The organism is Flavobacterium sp. CAN_S2 (assembly GCF_015752255.1).
Classification (GTDB): Bacteria; Bacteroidota; Bacteroidia; order Flavobacteriales; family Flavobacteriaceae; genus Flavobacterium.
This window is the reverse complement of the sequence record NZ_JADOVA010000008.1, coordinates 1-19,532: the sequence shown is the minus strand read 5'-3', so window position 1 is coordinate 19,532 and position 19,532 is coordinate 1. Positions and strand designations below refer to the sequence as shown.

The 19,532-nt window shown below is 33.2% G+C and carries 16 protein-coding genes and 1 pseudogene; 13 read left to right on the top strand and 4 right to left on the bottom strand.

Annotated features, from left to right (window positions below; all coding sequences use genetic code 11):
* Nucleotides 1-80: 80 nt before the first annotated feature.
* Genes IWX80_RS16700 through IWX80_RS16685 form a run of 4 tightly spaced genes read right to left on the bottom strand, consistent with a single transcriptional unit; the run spans nucleotide 81 to nucleotide 6,301 of the window.
* Nucleotides 81-1,481: an efflux transporter outer membrane subunit gene (locus IWX80_RS16700; RefSeq protein ID WP_196854446.1), complete on the bottom strand. Its 1,401-nt coding sequence runs from the start codon at nucleotides 1,479-1,481 to the stop codon at nucleotides 81-83.
* Nucleotides 1,471-4,641, bottom strand: a complete 3,171-nt coding sequence (locus tag IWX80_RS16695; protein WP_196854445.1) for an efflux RND transporter permease subunit — start codon at nucleotides 4,639-4,641, stop codon at nucleotides 1,471-1,473. The genes IWX80_RS16700 and IWX80_RS16695 overlap by 11 nt, the downstream gene beginning before the upstream one ends.
* 33 nt (nucleotides 4,642-4,674) lie before the next feature.
* A complete protein-coding gene (locus IWX80_RS16690) occupies nucleotides 4,675-5,781 on the bottom strand; it encodes an efflux RND transporter periplasmic adaptor subunit (protein WP_196854444.1) in 1,107 nt (368 codons plus the stop codon).
* A gap of 22 nt (nucleotides 5,782-5,803) precedes the next feature.
* On the bottom strand, nucleotides 5,804-6,301 hold the full coding sequence (locus tag IWX80_RS16685) for a GbsR/MarR family transcriptional regulator (protein WP_196854443.1): 498 nt from the start codon (nucleotides 6,299-6,301) through the stop codon (nucleotides 5,804-5,806).
* A gap of 241 nt (nucleotides 6,302-6,542) precedes the next feature.
* Between IWX80_RS16685 and IWX80_RS16680 the strand changes: the two genes are divergently transcribed.
* From IWX80_RS16680 to IWX80_RS16625, 13 genes and pseudogenes are all read left to right on the top strand, one after another.
* Nucleotides 6,543-7,337, top strand: coding sequence for a 3-keto-disaccharide hydrolase (locus IWX80_RS16680; protein ID WP_196854442.1), 795 nt, complete (start codon nucleotides 6,543-6,545; stop codon nucleotides 7,335-7,337).
* Between the two features lie 121 nt (nucleotides 7,338-7,458).
* Nucleotides 7,459-8,688, top strand: coding sequence for an HD domain-containing protein (locus IWX80_RS16675; RefSeq protein ID WP_196854441.1), 1,230 nt, complete (start codon nucleotides 7,459-7,461; stop codon nucleotides 8,686-8,688).
* A gap of 40 nt (nucleotides 8,689-8,728) precedes the next feature.
* Nucleotides 8,729-9,772: a UDP-3-O-(3-hydroxymyristoyl)glucosamine N-acyltransferase gene (gene lpxD, locus IWX80_RS16670; protein ID WP_196854440.1), complete on the top strand. Its 1,044-nt coding sequence runs from the start codon at nucleotides 8,729-8,731 to the stop codon at nucleotides 9,770-9,772.
* Nucleotides 9,765-11,153 (top strand): bifunctional UDP-3-O-[3-hydroxymyristoyl] N-acetylglucosamine deacetylase/3-hydroxyacyl-ACP dehydratase, encoded by a 1,389-nt coding sequence (locus IWX80_RS16665; RefSeq protein WP_113633957.1) that lies wholly within the window; start codon nucleotides 9,765-9,767, stop codon nucleotides 11,151-11,153. The genes lpxD and IWX80_RS16665 overlap by 8 nt, the downstream gene beginning before the upstream one ends.
* Nucleotides 11,154-11,240: 87 nt before the next feature.
* Entirely contained in the window at nucleotides 11,241-12,026 is a 786-nt protein-coding gene (gene lpxA / locus IWX80_RS16660) for an acyl-ACP--UDP-N-acetylglucosamine O-acyltransferase (RefSeq protein WP_196854439.1), read from the top strand.
* A gap of 58 nt (nucleotides 12,027-12,084) precedes the next feature.
* Nucleotides 12,085-12,651, top strand: coding sequence for an elongation factor P (gene efp / locus IWX80_RS16655; RefSeq protein WP_113633875.1), 567 nt, complete (start codon nucleotides 12,085-12,087; stop codon nucleotides 12,649-12,651).
* 68 nt (nucleotides 12,652-12,719) lie between these two features.
* Nucleotides 12,720-13,649 (top strand): UDP-3-O-(3-hydroxymyristoyl)glucosamine N-acyltransferase, encoded by a 930-nt coding sequence (locus IWX80_RS16650; RefSeq protein WP_196854438.1) that lies wholly within the window; start codon nucleotides 12,720-12,722, stop codon nucleotides 13,647-13,649.
* A gap of 1 nt (nucleotide 13,650) precedes the next feature.
* Complete coding sequence (locus IWX80_RS16645; RefSeq protein ID WP_196854437.1) at nucleotides 13,651-14,013, top strand: nuclear transport factor 2 family protein; 363 nt, start codon at nucleotides 13,651-13,653, stop codon at nucleotides 14,011-14,013.
* 94 nt (nucleotides 14,014-14,107) lie between these two features.
* Nucleotides 14,108-14,980: a succinate--CoA ligase subunit alpha gene (gene sucD, locus IWX80_RS16640; protein ID WP_035672307.1), complete on the top strand. Its 873-nt coding sequence runs from the start codon at nucleotides 14,108-14,110 to the stop codon at nucleotides 14,978-14,980.
* Nucleotides 14,981-15,197: 217 nt separating this feature from the next.
* The gene (locus tag IWX80_RS16635; protein WP_196854436.1) at nucleotides 15,198-15,620 is read left to right on the top strand and encodes a hypothetical protein; all 423 of its coding nucleotides are present in this window, start codon (nucleotides 15,198-15,200) and stop codon (nucleotides 15,618-15,620) included.
* Between the two features lie 114 nt (nucleotides 15,621-15,734).
* Nucleotides 15,735-17,828 carry a leucine-rich repeat domain-containing protein gene (locus tag IWX80_RS16630; protein ID WP_334682383.1) on the top strand — a complete coding sequence of 698 codons (2,094 nt, stop codon included), beginning with the start codon at nucleotides 15,735-15,737 and terminating at the stop codon, nucleotides 17,826-17,828.
* A 27-nt stretch (nucleotides 17,829-17,855) separates the two neighbouring features.
* The gene (locus IWX80_RS17070) at nucleotides 17,856-18,011 is read left to right on the top strand and encodes a T9SS type A sorting domain-containing protein (protein ID WP_334682382.1); all 156 of its coding nucleotides are present in this window, start codon (nucleotides 17,856-17,858) and stop codon (nucleotides 18,009-18,011) included.
* An 11-nt stretch (nucleotides 18,012-18,022) separates the two neighbouring features.
* Nucleotides 18,023-19,532, top strand: a pseudogene (locus IWX80_RS16625) (leucine-rich repeat domain-containing protein); the annotation flags it as partial.

Sequence of the window (19,532 nt, the reverse complement as noted above, 5' to 3'; positions counted from 1 at the left end):
AAAAGACAAAACCACTGCCGGTACAAAGAGCAGTGGTTTTGAAGAAACAGGAATCAATAATAATTAGTCAAGCAATCTCATTATTGCCAGCCACCACCAAGGGCTCTGTACAATTGAATTATCGCTTTATATTGTTGAAATTTATTGTCTATCAAACTTAGTTCTGCATTCAAAGCATTGTCTTTTACTGTCAAAACTTCTAAATAATTGGCTAAACCGTACGTCAATAATTCATCCGAATAATCGGTGGCTTTATTCAAAGCATCGACTTGTTTTTCTCTAACAGTAAGTTTATACGTCTCATTATTGTATTGTGCCAAAGCGTCCGAAACTTCTTTTCCAGCGGTCAATAACGACTGCTCAAACTGAAGATAGGCTTTTTCCTGATTGGCTTTTGCAATTTCAAACCTCGTTTTAATTTGGCGTTGATTGAAAATTGGTTGTGTCAATCCCGTAATTACATTAGCGAAAATTGAATTGGCACTGAACCATTCTTTCAAATCGATACTCTGAAGTCCGCCAGTTGCAGTAACTTTCAATGTTGGATAAAAATTACTTTTGGCCACATTTGTCTGTTCAAAGTTTGAAATCAAGTTGTATTCAGCTGCAATAACGTCAGGTCTGTTTCTCAACAATGTCGCAGGAACGCCAAGTGTAATTGTTGGTTGTATGGATTGTGACTCAAATGTGCTTCTTTCGATTTTAGCGGAACCTTCACCCATAAGAATACTTATGGTGTTTTCAAGAATAATGATGCTATTCTTTAAATCGGCAATGATGATTTGAGTAGCATATTTCTGAGCTTCGGTTTGCTTAACGCCAACTTCAGTTACATTTCCCGCTTTTTTCAATGCTACAATAGTTTCAACACTTTTGTCTCTGTTTACCAAGGTTTTCTCCGCTAATTTTATTTGCGCATCAACCGAAAGCAATTGGTAATACGTCGCGGCAATGTTAGCAATCAACTGTGTTTTTACGGCTTGATTGGCAGCGGTTGTTTGCAAATATGCAGCGTTTGCAGCGCGCTTGTTGCTTCTTATTTTTCCCCAAATATCAGCTTCCCACGAAAGATTTCCTGTTAACTGATATTGATTGGTACTTCTGTCTTGCAACAATGCACCAAACTGACTATTCCTAGAAAGTTCCTGATGAGTCCAGTCGGCACCGGCAGAAAGAGTAGGGAAGTACCCTGCTTTTCCTTGTTTCATCGTCGCTTCTGCCGCTGCAATATTTTGCATGGCAATTTTGATATCCAAATTATTTTCTAATCCTTTCTTGATATATCCTTGCAAAATCGGATCCGTGAAAACGTTTTCCCAAGCAACATTTGCAAGTGAAATAGTATCGGTTGAAACAATTTCGTTTCGGTATAAATTTTCCGTTTTTAATTCCGGTCGTTCGTATTCTTTGGCAACAAAGCACGATTGCATTACAGTTGCGGTTACAACAAGTACTGCTATTTTGGCTAACTTATTCTTCATTTTCTTTGTTTAAAAGTGCAACATCTGAATTCTGATTTTCTACAGGAAGTGGTTTTGTAGAAATTTTTTCCTGTAAGGTTTGGAAAACAATAAACAATACCGGTATAACAAAAACTCCAAAAATAGTTCCTATTAACATTCCGCCAATAGCTCCAGTTCCAATAGCATTGTTTCCAATAGCTCCAGCTCCTTTAGCTAACATTAAAGGCAATAATCCAAAGATAAATGCAAATGATGTCATCAATATTGGACGCAAACGCGCGACTGCACCATGAATAGCAGCTTGCGTAATACTCATTCCTTTTTTTCTGGAATCTACAGAAAACTCGACAATCAAAATGGCGTTCTTAGCGAGTAATCCAATAAGCATAATAAGTGTTATTTGTAAGTAAATATTATTGCTCACATCGAATAAGTAAGCAAATAAGTACGCTCCTGCTAAACCAATTGGCAATGAAATTAGTACGGCAAAAGGCAACATATAACTCTCGTATTGAGCGGCTAACAAGAAATATACAAATACCAAACACAATAGGAAAATATACAATGTTTGACCGCCTGCACTTATTTCCTCACGTGTCATTCCTGAAAACTCATAACCATAACCAATAGGTAAGTTTTGACTTGCCACTTCCTCGACTGCTTTGATGGCATCACCAGAACTGAAACCTTCGTTTGGTGCACCTGTGATTTTTACAGAAGTAAACAAATTGAAACGCTCTATAGCTTGAGGACCAAATACTTTTACTAACGTCACAAATTGTGAAATAGGTGCCATTTGGCCGTTTTTATTTCTGACCAATACTTGATTTAATGACTCTGGATTACTTCTAAATTCAGGTTCAGATTGGTAAACTACACGAAATTGTTTTCCAAATTTGTTGAAATTAGAAGCATAAACGCCACCATAATATCCTTGCATCGTTCCTAAAACATCAGTAACTGTTAAACCTGATTTTTTTATGGAAGCAACATTCAAATCAATTCGGTACTGCGGATAATTTGGAGAAAAAGAAGTAGTCGCATATTTGATTTCAGGACGACTGTTTAAAGCTGCCAAAAATTTATTATTTACTTCACTTAATTCCGAAATTGTTCCTCCTTTTTGATCTTGTAATTGAAATTCAAAGCCATTGGTGAAACCAAAACCAACAAGCGTAGGACGAGCAAAATACAGTACTTTTGCATCTTTTACTGAAGCGGTTCGCTTAAATAATTCCTGTACAACTGCATTTATTTCTTGATTCGTTTCTTTACGTTCTGCCCAAGTTTTCAATTTTACGATTACCATTCCGTAGTTGCTACCGGTACCACTTAGTAAACTTCGACCTGAAATACGAAGCACTTCTTTTATTTCAGGAATGTCTTTAACTTTATTTTCAATTTGTAATAAAACCTCTTCTGTTCTTTCTAATGAAGTTCCTGGCGGAAGCGAAACATCTGAAAGAATTGCACCTGTATCTTCACCTGGAACAAAAGCCTTTGGTGTAATATTTAATAACAAGATAAAAATCCCTGTAAAGATGGCAATTCCTAAAAATGCCAACCATTTTCGTTTTATAAAAAACTCAACAGACCTTTTATATTTAGCGGTTGTGGTTTCAAATCCAACATTAAATGCAGTATAAAAACGTTCTGCAAAACCTTTTTTCTTAGCACTTTTATCGTGTTCTTTTAAGAAAATGGCACATAAAGCCGGGGAAAGTGTCAAGGCGTTAATAGCTGATAATACAATTGAAACAGCTAAAGTTATTCCAAATTGCTTGTAAAAAACTCCCGCAGATCCACTGATAAACGAAACTGGAATAAATACCGCCGACATAACTAGCGTAATGGAAATAATCGCACTACTGATATCTTGCATGGCACTGTGAGCCGCTTTTTTGGGATCATGTTCTCCAGCTTCCATTTTGGCATGGACGGCCTCAACGACGACAATGGCATCATCGACCACAATTCCTACAGCGAGTACTAAGGCAAAAAGCGTTAGTAAATTTATTGTAAAGCCAAATAAACTAAGGAAAAAGAACGTTCCCACAATTGCAACAGGAACAGATATTGCCGGTATTAGAGTTGATCTCCAGTCTTGTAAGAAGATGAAAACTACGATAAATACTAATATAAAGGCTTCAATTAAGGTATGAATAACTTTAGTAATAGATTCGTCCAGGAAGTCATTTGCATTAATTAATGTGGCATATTTTACTCCTTTCGGAAAATTTACTTCCGCTTCGTCTAATACTTTTAACGAACCTTCAATTACTTCTTGTGCATTAGATCCTGCAGTTTGAGCAATTGCAATCGCAATGGATTTGTTTCCGTTTGTGTACGCATTACTGGCATAGTTTACAGCTCCCAATTCGATTTTTGCAACATCGCCTAACTTAAGGATTTCTCCGTTTTCGGTTGAACGAACAATAATTTCTTCAAACTCTTTTACATTTTGTAAACGTCCTTTGTACTTTAATGCATATTGAAAAGATTGGTCACCACTTTCACCTAACTGACCTGGAGCGGCTTCAATATTCTGCTCAGCCAATAATGCTGTAATGTCCGAAGGAACAAGTCCATATGCACCCATTACATCTGGCTTAAGCCAAATACGCATGGAGTAGTCTTTTTGTCCAAAAATCATTGCTTCTCCAACTCCAGCTACACGTTTTATTTTTGGTAAAATATTAATGTTAGCATAATTTTGAAGAAACGTATCATCATAGTCGGGGTTGTCACTGTATAATGATAAAATCAAAATATTATCACTTTGTCTCTTTGAAGTTGTAACACCGGCTCTTGTAACTTCCTGCGGTAACAAAGGTGTAGCACGTGAAACACGATTTTGCACATTTACAGCTGCTAAATCTGGATTTGTGCCTAATTTAAAGTAAATATTAATGGCTGCCGAACCATCGTTATTTGATGTTGAAGTCATGTAAGTCATGTCTTCCACACCGTTGATTTGTTCTTCTAATGGAATTACCACCGAGCTCATTACCACTTCGGCACTGGCTCCTTGATAATTTGCTGATACAGTTACTGTAGGTGGTGCTATTTCTGGATATTGTGAAACTGGAAGTGAGATTAACCCTAAAACTCCCAAAATTACGATGATAATAGATATCACCGTTGACAATACCGGTCTGTCAATGAATTTTGAAAACATATTTTGTTATTTATTCAATAGTTAGTGTATGAATTATTTTTTTGTAGGATTGATTATGGTATTAAAATCAACTACTTCAGGTTTAATAAGGGTTCCTTCAGTTACAATCCCAACACCTTCAACAAGTATTTTATCATTTAGATTTAATCCACTGTCCACTACAAAAAATTTACCTCCAGGAATTGCGCGAACTACAATAGGAACCGCTTGCACTTTGTTATTTTTATCCACAACAAGTGCAATACGCTTGTCTTGTAATTCAAGTGTTGCGTTTTGCGGGACAATAATAACATCTTCTAAATTTGTTGGGATCTGTATCGTTCCACTTCCTCCAGAACGCAACAATTTGTTACCGTTTGCAAAGCGTGCTCTTACATTAAACGATCCTGTTTGTGCATTGGCTTGTCCGCTAAAGGTTTCAATTTTTCCCTTTTGTTCGTAAGTCATACCATTACTCAAAACCAAATTCACCGCTTCCATTTTGTTGATTTTTTCTTGAAAAGATTTTCCTTCAGCATTCATCATGATATCCAATTGTTCTTTTTCATTCACTGAAAAATAAGCATAAATGGTACTTACATCTGAAATTCGGGTTAACGGTTCAACAGTTTGGCTGCTTACATAACTTCCAAGTCTTAAAGGTAAATTACCTACAATTCCATTCACGGGACTTTTTATAGTAGCATAATTAATTCTGGCAACTATACTTTGATACGTGCTTCTAGCACTGGCTAAATTTGCTTTTGCAGTTTCTAATTGCACATCGCTGATAATGTTACGTTCTACCAATGGGATTAAACGATTAACCTCCACTTGAGCAGCAGCAACTTTTGCTTTTGCAGCACCAGCTTCTTGGGTTGCTGTTTGTGTCTCTAATTTAAAAAGCAATTGCCCTTTTTTAACTTCTTGGCCTTCTTGTACATATATTTTTTCAATATATCCATCCACTTTTGCACGAATGTCAATGTCTGTAATTCCTTCTAAACTGGCAGGATATTCCGCTAATAAAGTGGTATTAGAGGTTCCTATTTCGACCACTTTGTAGGACATAACTGGAGGAGCCGTTTGAGCAGTTTCTTTTTTGCAAGAGAGTAAGCTTATTGATAACAAAATTACACTTATAAAATATTTCTTTTTCATGCGGACTATTTACTAAAATTGATTAATTATTTTTACTGTTATTGATTTCTATTTCTTTGAATTTTTCGATGGTTTTAATCAAAAGTTCCTCTACTTCGCAAACATGGGCTTTATAGGCTTTTACATTTTCCATATTGCATTGTTCTTCTGCACAGGAAATAGTTTGCTCTCTGTAGGTGATTAATTTGTCAATTATTTTTTTTTCAAAATCAAGGATTTTGATATAATTAGAAAGTCTTTCGCTGAATGGAGACGGTTTAAAATATTTTTTACGATCACCGCTTACTGTGTAGTAATTTATTTTATCCATCTTTAGCAGTAGATTCAAATTTGTAGAAATAGAGCTTTTACTAGCAGCCATTTTTTCTACTATCTCTTCAAATGTTAATCCGGTCTTGCAGCCATCAACTATTAGTAATCCAAGAATTCTGGAACCTAGTGGCGGTAAATTGTATAATAACTCAAAATGAATTCCGAACATCTCGATGAGTTCTTCTCTCTCTTTTTGGATTGTTGACATGATTTTTTTTGCAAAAGTAAAGTTAGTTCATAATTTACCGAACTAAACGAACTTAAAATTATGTTAATTTTTAAGAAAACGATTTCTCTAGAATGTACTGTCTTTCGAATAAAAATATAAAGTTTAATCCTCAATTAGTTATATTTAAATTAAAAGTTAGTTCGTGAAAAAAAAATGCTTAATATTGAAAAGAGAACTATTACACACTATTTATATTTTATTAAACCAAATGAATTTAACTATGAAACCTAAAATCTTTAAGAACTCTTTTCTAATGCTTGCGTTATTTTCTGCTACAGCAGCTATGGCGCAACACAAATATGTGAATACACCGCCGGAAGTTTCACCAATGCAAATGAAACCTGAAATGACTGAAATTTGGGAACCGGAAGTAAAAGTAATTACTCCAGCTAAAACCCTTGGAAATGCTCCTTCGGATGCAATTATTTTATTTGACGGTAAAAATCTGGATCAATGGGTAAGTCAAAAAGATGCCAGCAAACCTGCAGCGTGGAAAATTGTTGACAAAGATTATATGGAAGTTGTTCCGGGTTCTGGAGCCATTCAAACCAAAATGGCTTTTGGTGATTGTCAGTTGCATCTGGAATGGAGTGCGCCGGATGTTGTTTTAGATGGCGGACAGGCAAGAGGGAACAGTGGTGTATTTTTCCAAAATAGATATGAATTACAAATATTAGATTCCTACAATAACAGAACCTACAGCAATGGACAGGCGGGAAGTATTTATAAAGACCATCCGCCGTTAGTAAACGCTGTAAAAACACCATTAGAGTGGAATGCTTATGATGTAATTTATACGGCACCTCGATTTAAAGCAGATGGCAGAATTGATGCTCCGGCTAGAATCACCGTATTTTTGAATGGCGTTTTGGTACAAAATAACACTACAATCAACGGATTGACACTTTATATTGGTTTACACAATTATCCATCGTCTCATGGTGAAGATGTTATTTCGCTTCAAGATCATGATTCTAAAAATCAATTCAGAAATATTTGGATTAGAAAACTTTAAAAAAGTAAACCAACGGAGCGCAACAAACGCTCCGTTTTTTTTGCTCTAAATCAGAAGCAGGAACGTTTCTTTTTTGAAATCTAAATTACTTATATTTGTTGACCTTAAAAACAAACTTATAGTGAGTCAAATCAATAAGCTGAAAATATTCAATGATCCCATTTATGGGTTTATTACCATTCCAAATGCCTTAATCTACGATTTAGTTCAGCATCCCTATTTTCAAAGATTGCGTCGAATTTCCCAAATGGGATTGTCGTATTTAGTATATCCTGGTGCCAATCACACCCGTTTTCATCATGCTTTAGGTTGTATGCACTTAATGCAAAAAGCAGTTGATGTATTGCGTTTCAAAGGAGTTTCAATTTCTCCCGAAGAAGAAAATGCGTTGTATATTGCTATTTTATTGCATGATATCGGGCACGGACCGTTTTCGCATGCAATGGAAAAAAGCATTGTTGAAGATGTGCATCATGAAGAAATATCGCTTTTATTCATGAACCAATTGAATGTGGAATTTAACGGTCAGTTGAGTTTGGCAATTCAGGTTTTTAAAGGAGAATACAACAGAAAATTCATGTTGCAGTTGATTTCGAGTCAGTTGGACATGGATCGAATGGATTATTTGAAACGCGATAGTTTTTATTCAGGAGTGGCAGAAGGAAATGTCAACTCAGAACGACTGATTCAAATGATGAATGTGGTTGATGATTATTTGGTGATTGAAGAAAAAGGAATTTATTCTGTAGAGAAATTCTTAATGTCCAGACGCTTGATGTATTGGCAGGCGTATTTGCACAAAACGAGTTTAGTGGCAGAGTTAATTTTGATGAAAATCTTAAAACGTGCCAAAGAATTAACCTTGAAAGGACTGCAATTGCCTTGTAGTGAACCACTATTGTTTTTCATGCAAAACAAAGTCACAATTGATACCTTTGATTCTGAAACCTTGGATTTATTTGCTCAATTAGATGATTTTGATATTATTGGGGCTTTAAAAGCCTGGCAAAAACAGGATGATTTCATACTGTCGTCTTTGAGTAAAATGATAGTAAACCGAGATCTATTGAAAATAAAATTAACCAGTGAAAAAGTAGCGATTGAAGAATTGCAGCCGCTTAAAGAAAGATTTGCATTGGAAAATAATATTTCGTTACTGGAAACTAATTATTTTATTTTTAAAGGGAAAATAAAAAACCAAGCCTACAGCAAAGAAGCGGAACCAATACGTATTTTGAAAAAAGACAGTACAATTGAGGACGTCATAGAATCTTCTGACCAGCTGAATTTAAAATCGTTATCTAAATTAGTGACTAAGTATTATATCTGTTTCCCAAAACAACTGTTATAAAAACGTCATTTAAAATCTATTTTTTTATATTTTTGTCGGGATGAAATTTACAGCAGAACAAATAGCGGGGATTTTAGAAGGAGAAGTTGTTGGGAATCCCATGGCTGAAGTTTTTAGATTGTCAAAAATTGAAGAAGGTGCTGAGGGATCACTTACTTTCCTTTCAAATCCTAAATATCTTAATTATATATATTCTACAAAAGCCTCTGTAACAATTGTTAACGATACTTTTGTTCCGGAATCACCTTTGACAACCACATTGATAAAAGTGCAAGATGCTTATGCGGCATTTTCTAAATTATTAGAATTTTACAATCAGGTGAAATTAAATAAAAGTGGTATAGAGCAGCCTTCTTTTCTTTCGCAAAGAGTAAAATACGGAGATAATTTATATCTTGGTAGCTTTAGTTATGTGGGACAAAATGTAGTTTTGGGTGAAAATGTAAAAATTTATCCTAATTGTTTTATTGGTGATAATGTGGTAATTGGCGATAATGTATTGTTATTCGCTGGTGCAAAGATATATTCGGAGACCGTAATAGGGAATAATTGTACGATACATTCCGGAGCAATTATCGGAGCTGATGGTTTCGGTTTTGCACCAAATCCAGACGGAACGTATACTAAAATCCCGCAAATAGGCAATGTAATTATTGAAGACAATGTTGATATAGGTTCTTGTACTACAATAGACAGAGCTACAATGGGATCTACAATTATTAGAAAAGGAGTAAAGCTTGACAATCAAATTCAGATTGCCCATAATGTAGAAATTGGCGAAAATACCGTAATTGCTGCTCAAACAGGAGTTGCAGGTTCTACAAAAATTGGAAAAAATGGGATGATTGGAGGCCAAGTTGGAATATCCGGACATTTAAATATTGGGAATAATGTTAGAATCCAAGCGCAATCGGGTGTAGGTCGAAATATAAAAGATAATGAAATCTTGCAAGGAAGCCCTACATTTGGATACAATGATTTTAGTAAATCGTATGTTCATTTCAAGAATTTACCAAAAATTGTTGCAGAAATAGAAGAATTAAAAAAACAAATATTAAACCAAAAAAATGGAAACAATGGTTAAACAGAAGACCATCAAAACAGAAATTTCGCTAACTGGAGTTGGATTACACACAGGAAAAGAAGTAAAAATGACTTTTAAACCTGCTCCAGTGAATAATGGTTTTACTTTTGTTCGAGTAGATCTGGAAGGACAACCTATTATTGAAGCAGATGCAAATTATGTTGTAAACACGCAAAGAGGAACTAATTTAGAAAAATTAGGAGTAAAAATTCAGACACCTGAACATGTTTTAGCAGCATTAATTGGTTGTGATTTAGATAATGTTATTATCGAACTGAACGCCTCTGAACTTCCTATAATGGACGGTTCATCTAAATATTTTGTGGAAGCACTTGAAAAAGCAGGTTTTGAAGAGCAAAATGCAAAAAGAAATGTATATGTGGTCAAAGAAGTAATTTCTTTTACTGACGAAGCATCAGGAAGTGAAATTTTAGTAATGCCAAGCGATCATTATTGTGTAACAGCGATGGTTGATTTTGGAACTAAAATTTTAGGAACCCAAAATGCAAACATGAAAAGCATTGCTGATTTCAAAACTGAAATTTCAGAGTCCAGAACCTTTAGTTTCTTGCATGAATTAGAATCTCTTTTAGAAAATGGATTGATAAAAGGTGGTGATTTAAATAATGCTATTGTTTATGTTGATAAAGAAATTTCAGCGTCTACAATGGAAAATTTAAAAGTTGCTTTTGGAAAAGACGAAATTACCGTTAAGCCAAATGGTATTTTAGATAATCTTACATTACATTATCCAAATGAAGCTGCAAGACACAAATTACTTGATGTAGTAGGTGATTTGGCTTTAATTGGAACAAGAATTCAAGGAAAGGTAATCGCGAATAAACCAGGACATTTTGTAAACACACAGTTTGCGAAAAAAATGGCGAAAATCATAAAAATTGAACAAAGAAATTATGTTCCTGTTTATGATTTGCACCAAGAACCATTGATGGATATTCATAAGATTATGGCGGTACTTCCTCACAGACCACCGTTTTTATTGATTGACAGAATCATTGAAATGTCTGAAACCCATGTTGTAGGAATGAAAAATGTAACGATGAATGAAAATTTCTTCGTTGGTCATTTTCCTGAAGCTCCTGTAATGCCGGGTGTTTTAATTGTTGAAGCAATGGCACAAACGGGAGGAATCCTTGTATTAAGCACTGTTCCTGATCCTGAAAATTATTTGACTTATTTTATGAAAATTGATAATGTTAAATTCAAACACAAAGTATTACCTGGTGACACTTTGATTTTTAAATGTGATTTAATCACGCCAATCAGAAGAGGAATTTGCCACATGCAAGCGAACGCTTATGCAAATGGAAAACTGGTTGCTGAAGCGGAATTAATGGCGCAAATTGCAAAAAAACAATAGATTTAGATGGAAAACGTTACAATTGAATCTCAACAAGAATCAATTGGAGTTTTTTATTCTAATAAATATAAAAATAAATAATAGCTGATGAATCAACCACTAGCCTATGTTCATCCAGGCGCCAAAATAGCCAAAAATGTTGTCATCGAGCCATTTACAACCATACACAATAATGTAATTATTGGAGATGGAACTTGGATTGGTTCAAATGTCACCATAATGGAAGGGGCAAGAATTGGAAAAAATTGCAATATATTTCCGGGTGCTGTAATTTCAGCAGTTCCTCAGGATTTAAAATTTGGCGGGGAAGAATCTTTGGCAATAATTGGAGATAATTGTACGATTAGAGAATGTGTTACTATTAATAGAGGAACGATTGCATCAGGTCAAACTACGTTAGGTAACAATTGTTTGGTAATGGCAACCGCACATATTGCGCACGATTGCCATATAGGGGATAACGCTATTATTGTGAACGGAGTCGCTTTGGCTGGCCATGTTACCGTTGGTAAATACGCCGTTATTGGTGGTTTGGCAGCAATTCATCAATTCATCCAAATTGGAGATCACGCGATGATTTCTGGTGGATCTTTAGTAAGAAAAGATGTGCCTCCATATACAAAAGCAGCAAAAGAACCTTTATCTTATGTTGGGATTAATTCCGTAGGATTGAGAAGACGCGGTTTTACAACTGAAAAAATCCGTGAAATACAAGATATTTACAGAATTCTGTATCAAAAAAATTACAATACCACTCAGGCTTTGGGAATTATTGAAGCAGAGATGGAAGCGACACCTGAAAGAGATGAAATCATTGATTTTATTCGAAATTCATCAAGAGGAGTAATGAAAGGATATTCTGGGAACTACTAAAAAATAAAGTAATTTCAGTTACCAAAAAATAAAATAGTAATAAAAAATAAACAATATAATGGCATCTACATCAGATATTAAAAACGGATTGTGTATCAAATACAACAACGATATTTACAAAATCATTGAATTTCTTCACGTAAAACCTGGAAAAGGTCCAGCTTTCGTTAGAACTAAATTAAGAAGTTTGACTAACGGAAAAGTTTTGGACAATACGTTTTCAGCGGGTCACAAAATCGAAGAAGTTCGAGTTGAAAATCATAAATTTCAGTTTTTATATCCAGAAGGTGATCAATTTCATTTTATGAATACAGAAACTTTCGAACAAATTACTTTGAACAAAAACATTCTTGATTCCCCGGATTTATTGAAAGAAGGAGAAAATGTAATGGTAAGTATCAATACAGAGACTGATTTACCTCTTTCTGTTGATATGCCGGCATCTGTAATTCTTGAAGTTACTTATGCGGAGCCTGGAATCAAAGGAAATACAGCTACAAATGCAACAAAATCAGCAACTGTTGAAACTGGGGCAACTGTAAATGTTCCTTTGTTTATTAATGAAGGAGATAAAATTAAAATTGATACTGCATCAGGTTCTTACATGGAACGTGTAAAAGAGTAGATTACATTGTTCAGTATTCAGTTTGAAAATGAGCTGAATACTGAATATTGAAACCGAACATTAAATTTATGAAATTCCAAAAAGTTTACACTTTAGAAGAAATTGCTACTATCATCGACTGTGAATATGTTGGTGATAAAGATTTTCCAGTGACTGGAATGAATGAAATTCACGTTGTTGAATCTGGAGATATTGTTTTTGTAGATCATCCTAAGTACTATGACAAAGCATTAAATTCAGCGGCAACAATAGTTTTAATCAATAAAAATGTTGCTTGTCCAGATGGAAAAGCATTGTTAATTTCTGAAGATCCTTTTAGAGATTTCAATAAATTAACAAATTATTTCAAGCCTTTTCAATTTTCGAATGTTTCAATAGCTACTTCAGCTTCGATAGGTGAAGGAACTGTAATACAACCTAATACATTTATTGGGAATCATGTTGTTATTGGAAAAAACTGTTTAATTCATTCAAATGTTTCCATTTATGATTATACCGTTATTGGGGACAATGTAATCATTCATGCAGGAACTATTTTGGGTGCTGATGCATTTTACTACAAAAAACGTCCTGAAGGATATGATCAATTACTTTCTGGTGGTAGAGTGGTCATCAAAGATAATGTAGGAATTGGGGCGCTTTGTACTATTGACAAAGGAGTTACAGGCGATACCACTATTGGTGAAGGTACAAAAATTGACAATCAGGTACATGTTGGGCACGACACTGTTATTGGAAAAAAATGTTTAATTGCTTCTCAAACCGGAATTGCAGGCTGTGTGATTATTGAAGACGAAGTTACTATTTGGGGACAAGTAGGAACGACCAGCGGAATAACAATAGGAGCTAAGGCAGTTATTATGGGACAAACTGGTGTCACAAAATCTGTTGAAGGTGGGAAATCCTATTTTGGTACTCCAATAGAAGAATCAAGAGAAAAATTGAAACAACTGGCTAATATTAAGAAGATTCCAGAAATTTTAAATAAACTAAAATAATATGTCTGCTAAAGAAATCGTTCAGCAATTTTACAAATCAGATGCTCTCATTGATAGCGAGGTCATAAAAGATTTTTTGCATCCGGAAGTAATTGTTGAGTGGAACAGCAGTAAGGGATTTGTAGAACTAAACTATGATTCTTTAGTAAATTTATCTGCTGAGCTAAGCAAAGCTTACGTCCGTTCGAAAGTTCGTATCAGTCACATTTTATCTGAAAATGATTTAATTTCCGTTCGTTATTCTCATTTTGTGAAAACGATTGAGAATCCAAGAGAAGAGATGTTATTGGCACATTTTATTGTTATTTGGCAAATAAAAGACAATAAATTATTTCGAGGGTATCAAATGAGTCAATTATCATAATTTAGTGTCAAAAAACTGAATGCCGAAGATTGATTAGTGCTTACTATTTTATACTTTTGCATAACCATTTTAAAAACTACATAAAAAATATATCATGAGTGTTTTAGTTAATAAAGATTCCAAAATAATTGTTCAAGGTTTTACAGGAAGCGAAGGAACTTTCCATGCTTCTCAAATGATTGAGTACGGTACTAACGTTGTTGGTGGTGTAACTCCAGGAAAAGGGGGAACAACTCATTTAGACAGACCAGTTTTCAATACTGTAAAAGATGCTGTAGAACAAGCAGGTGCTGATACAACTATCATTTTTGTACCGCCGGCTTTTGCTGCAGATGCAATTATGGAAGCTGCAGATGCTGGGATAAAAGTAATTATTGCAATTACCGAAGGAATTCCTGTTGCTGACATGATAAAAGCAAATAGTTATGTTAAAGAAAGAAACGCAAGATTAATCGGTCCAAACTGTCCTGGAATTATTACTCCGGGTGAAGCTAAAGTTGGTATTATGCCAGGTTTTGTTTTCAAAAAAGGAACTGTTGGTATTGTTTCTAAATCTGGAACATTAACGTACGAAGCAGCTGACCAAGTGGTAAAACAAGGATTAGGAATCACTACTGCAATTGGTATTGGTGGAGACCCAATTATTGGAACTACTACAAAAGAAGCGGTTGAATTATTGATGAATGACCCAGAAACAGAATGTATCGTAATGATAGGTGAAATTGGTGGACAATTAGAAGCTGATGCTGCTCATTGGATTAAAGCTGATGGTAACCGTAAACCAGTTGTAGGTTTCATCGCAGGAGTTACTGCTCCTCCAGGACGTACAATGGGACATGCTGGTGCAATTGTTGGTGGATCTGATGATACTGCTGAAGCTAAAAAACAAATTATGAGAGAATGTGGAATTCACGTAGTAGATTCTCCAGCTGAAATTGGTAAAAAAGTAAAAGAAGTTTTAGGTTAATCTAAACTTCAATTAAATATTTTTAAAAGCCTCACAATTTGTGGGGCTTTTTTATTATTAATTGAATTAAAGAAATATCTTTGCACTTTATTAAATATTTCTGTTTATACAGATTCAATTGTAATAAGAACAAACATAAACGAATGGTTTCTAATGGACCTCACGATTTTGTGGGGTATTTTTTTGTCGAAGCCAGTTCAAATAAAAATAAAATAATATGTACAAAGAGTTAAAAAATTTCAAAGTTACCAATCAGTTTTCATTTACTACAGAAGATAGTTTAGCAGAAGTTTGCAACGCATCAGAAGGTTCTGGAGTATTTTTAGTGTATTCAGTAGGTGACGAAAAAGAACTAATTATGGTTGGTTCCACTGGAACTGTTCAAAATAATGGAACTTTGAAAATTAAAAATGGTGGTTTGAACGATAAAATCGTTGAAGGACACCAATTTGCAAAAACAGGAAGAAAATATTCATGGCCAGCACAAATGAAAATTGAAGATATCAGCACGCTTGAAGTAGTTTGGTATGAAACATTCAATGATGAAACTAAAGTGATTCCAACATTCGTAGAAGGACAAGTTTTACAGAATTTCCTTGATGAAAATGGAAGATTGCCAAAATGGAATGTAGCTTTCTAGGACATTTCAATCAATATATTTATAAATGAGCTTTACTCCGGTAAGGCTTTTTTTATAGGAAAAAAAAATTATTACTAATTGATTTTTATATATTTGATTACTTTAATTTATGAAATGAAAAAACTTTACTTTTTACTTATTGGATTTTGTTTATTTGGAACTGTTAATGCTCAGGTTATAAATATACCGGACGGCAATTTTAAGAATAAATTACTAGAATCAAATGCAGAAAATTACATCGCAACCAATAGTGATGGTAAAGGAATTAAAATTGATAGTAATAATGATAATGAAATACAAAGAGACGAAGCTTTAGTAGTACAAGGATTGAGACTTGATGGTGCAGGCATTTCTGATTTTGATGGTTTAGAATATTTTATAAATATTAAAATTTTAGACTTCAACTTTAATAAAATCACTAGCTTCGATGCAAGTAAATATATTTTCATTAAGGAACTGAATTGTTTTGGAAACGAATTAATTGATTTGAATTTGAAAGGCCTGAAAGATCTTGAAACTTTGAGATGCTGGTCAAATAAAATAGAAATATTAGATCTATCTGGATTAACTAATTTAAAATTTTTAGATTGTAATAATAATAGTGTTACTCATTTGGAATTTACAGACAATTCTAATATTGGATATATAAATTGTTCTGTAAATCCGATTAAATCTTTAGATGTGTCAGGACATACCAAATTAATTTCTTTGTTATGTATAATGAATGATCTAATAGCAATTGACGTCTCAAAATGTACTAAATTGTCCGAACTAGACTGTTCTTCAAATAAAATAACAACCTTAGATCTTTCAAGTTGTCATAATTTATTTCAATTTAACTGTAATTTCAATCTCCTGGAATCCTTATTTATTAAAAATAATTTCACAACAAACTATAATTATTATATTAGTTTCAATCCAACATTAAAATATATTTGTGTAGATGAAGATGAATTATTAGATATACAATCTAAAGTTAATAATTTGCTGTATACGAATTGTGTTGTTAATTCCTATTGTTTTTTTAGACCGGGCGGAGTTTCTTATACAATTAAAGGAAAATCTAAAGTAGATGCAGATAATAACGGTTGTACTATAAATGCTGATGTTTATAAAAATTTAAAGTTTAAAATAACTGATGGGACTAATACAGGAAACTTTATTTCAGATTCATCAGGAAATTATTCAATGCCTATTCAAGCAGGAACTCATACAATAACTCCAATTATTGAAAATTCCAATTATTTCAACATTTCTCCAAATTCCATAAATGTTACTTTTCCAGCACAAACGAGTCCTTTTAATCAAGATTTTTGTGTTACTCCTAATGGCGTTCATAACGATTTAGAAGTGACAATTTTACCGCTGATTCCTGCAAGACCAGGATTTGATGCAACTTATAAAATCATATATAAAAATAAAGGAACAACAATACAATCTGGTATGGTAGTTTTAACCTTTAATGATGAAGTTTTAGATTACGTTTCTGCAACACCAAATTTTGATAATCAAATAACCAACAAACTAACTTGGAATTATTCGGAATTACAATCTTTTGAAACCAGGGAAATCAATGTTACATTGAATGTAAATTCTCCTATGGAAACTCCTGCGGTGAATAATGGAGATCGATTGAGTTTTAATGCGTTGATTACTCCTATAACCTCTGATGAAACACCAGTAGATAATTCATTTGCTTTGCGCCAAAGCGTGGTGGGTTCTTTTGATCCTAATGACAAAACCTGTTTAGAAGGAGATGTTCTCACTCCAGAGTTGATAGGGGAGTATGTGCATTATTTAATCCGATTTGAAAATACAGGAAATTATGCTGCTCAAAATATTGTCGTGAAAGATTTAATTGATTTAAGCAAATTTGATATTTCAACTTTAGTAGCAACAAAAGCCAGTCACGAATTTATGACTAAAATATCCGATGGAAATAAAGTAGAATTCATTTTAGAAAACATCAATTTGCCTTTTGACGACGCTATAAATGATGGGTATATAGCTTTCAAGATTAAAACATTGCCAACGCTGGTAACTGGAGATTCATTCACCAATGAAGCTAATATTTATTTTGATTATAATTTACCAATCCTGACTAATAAAGTGACATCTACTTTTAAAACGTTAGGAACTCAAGATTTTGAGTTTGCAGATTATTTTAGTGTGTATCCAAATCCAGTTCACGATATTTTAAATATTTGAACAAAAAATAATATTGAACTTAAGATTATGACGATTTATGATCTTTTAGGACAAATAGTTATTGCAGTTCCAAACGCTCAGAATATTTCAAAAGTAGATATTTCAAAATTGTCAACTGGTAATTATTTCTTGAAAATGAATACTGATAAGGGAACTTCAAGCTTTAAAATTATTAAAAAATAAAAATTCAATTTATGAAGCAAATCTACTTTTCGGTTTTTTTATTATTTATATTTGCTTCCCTTCAGGCGCAGATTGTTACTATTCCAGATGTTAATTTTAAAAATAAATTACTTTCATCAAACAGCACAAATTCGGTTGCATACGATAGTAGTTTTAATTTTATTAAAATAGATGCTAATAATAATGGCGAAATTGAGGTCGAAGAAGCTTTAAAAGTAAGTAGGTTGCAAATTGATAATTCAAATATTTTTGATTTTTCAGGAATTGAGAAATTTGCTAATTTGAAGTATTTATACTGTTCAAATAATAAGGCAACAACTTTAAATATTTCAGGTTTAAAAAATTTATATTTATTGGATTGTGAAAACAATATGTTGTCACAGTTAAGTACTTCAAATTGTTCCAATCTATCTGATCTTAAATTAGGAAGCAATCCACTAACATCATTAAATTTATCAGGTTGTAGTTCAATAGTAACATTAAACTATTTTGGTTCAAAATTAGAAGATTTAAATGTTACAGATTGTGTTAGCTTATTTACGTTAAATATTGGAAATAATTTATTAAAGACACTTGATTTGAGGACATTATCTTCTCTTACAAATCTGAATGTAAATAATAATAAATTAGAAAATATTCTTTTTAATGAAACCGAGAGTGTCCTTACTTATATAAGTTGCTCGGGAAATTTACTTACAGATATTAGAATTTCAAATATGCCATATTTGACTGAAATAGATTGCTCCTTTAATAAAATCACTGCAATAACTTTGAAGAATTTGCCGAAATTTACTACTATAAATTGCGTAAATAATCAATTAGTATCTTTAAATATTGAGAACACTAAAATTTTGGAGAATATATATTCTAATAATAATCTACTTGAAACTATCGATTTGACTTCATTCTCAATGTTAAGACGATTATATTGTGACAATAATCAATTAAAAACGATTAATGCTAATAATTTAAGTCATTTAGAAGTTTTTCATTGTAGTAATAATAATATTGGTTCATTATTTTTAAAAAATGGAAGTTATCAATATGATACTGATTTTAGCAACAACCTAAATTTGGAATACATATGTACAGATGAAGGATTGGAAGCTTCTACTTTTCACAGATTAATTGATTCCTATGGTTATAACAATTGTGAGATTAATTCGTATTGTAATTTTAATCCTGGAGGAATTTTCTTTGAGATGCAAGGAAAAATTATTTTAGATAGCAATAAGGACGGATGTAATGCTTCGGATTTTGGGTATTCAAATTTAAAGTTTTCCGTTTCAGATGGAAATGAGGTAGGTAATGTTATTACAAATGCAATAGGTAAATATTACATTCCTGTGCAACAGGGAAATTACACGATTACTCCAATCCTTCAAAACTCAAATTATTTTACAATTTCACCAACTTCTATGTCTATTGATTTTCCAGCGCAAACCAGTCCTTTTAATCAAGATTTTTGTGTTACTCCTAACGGGATTCATAACGATTTAGAAGTGACGATTTTGCCGCTTA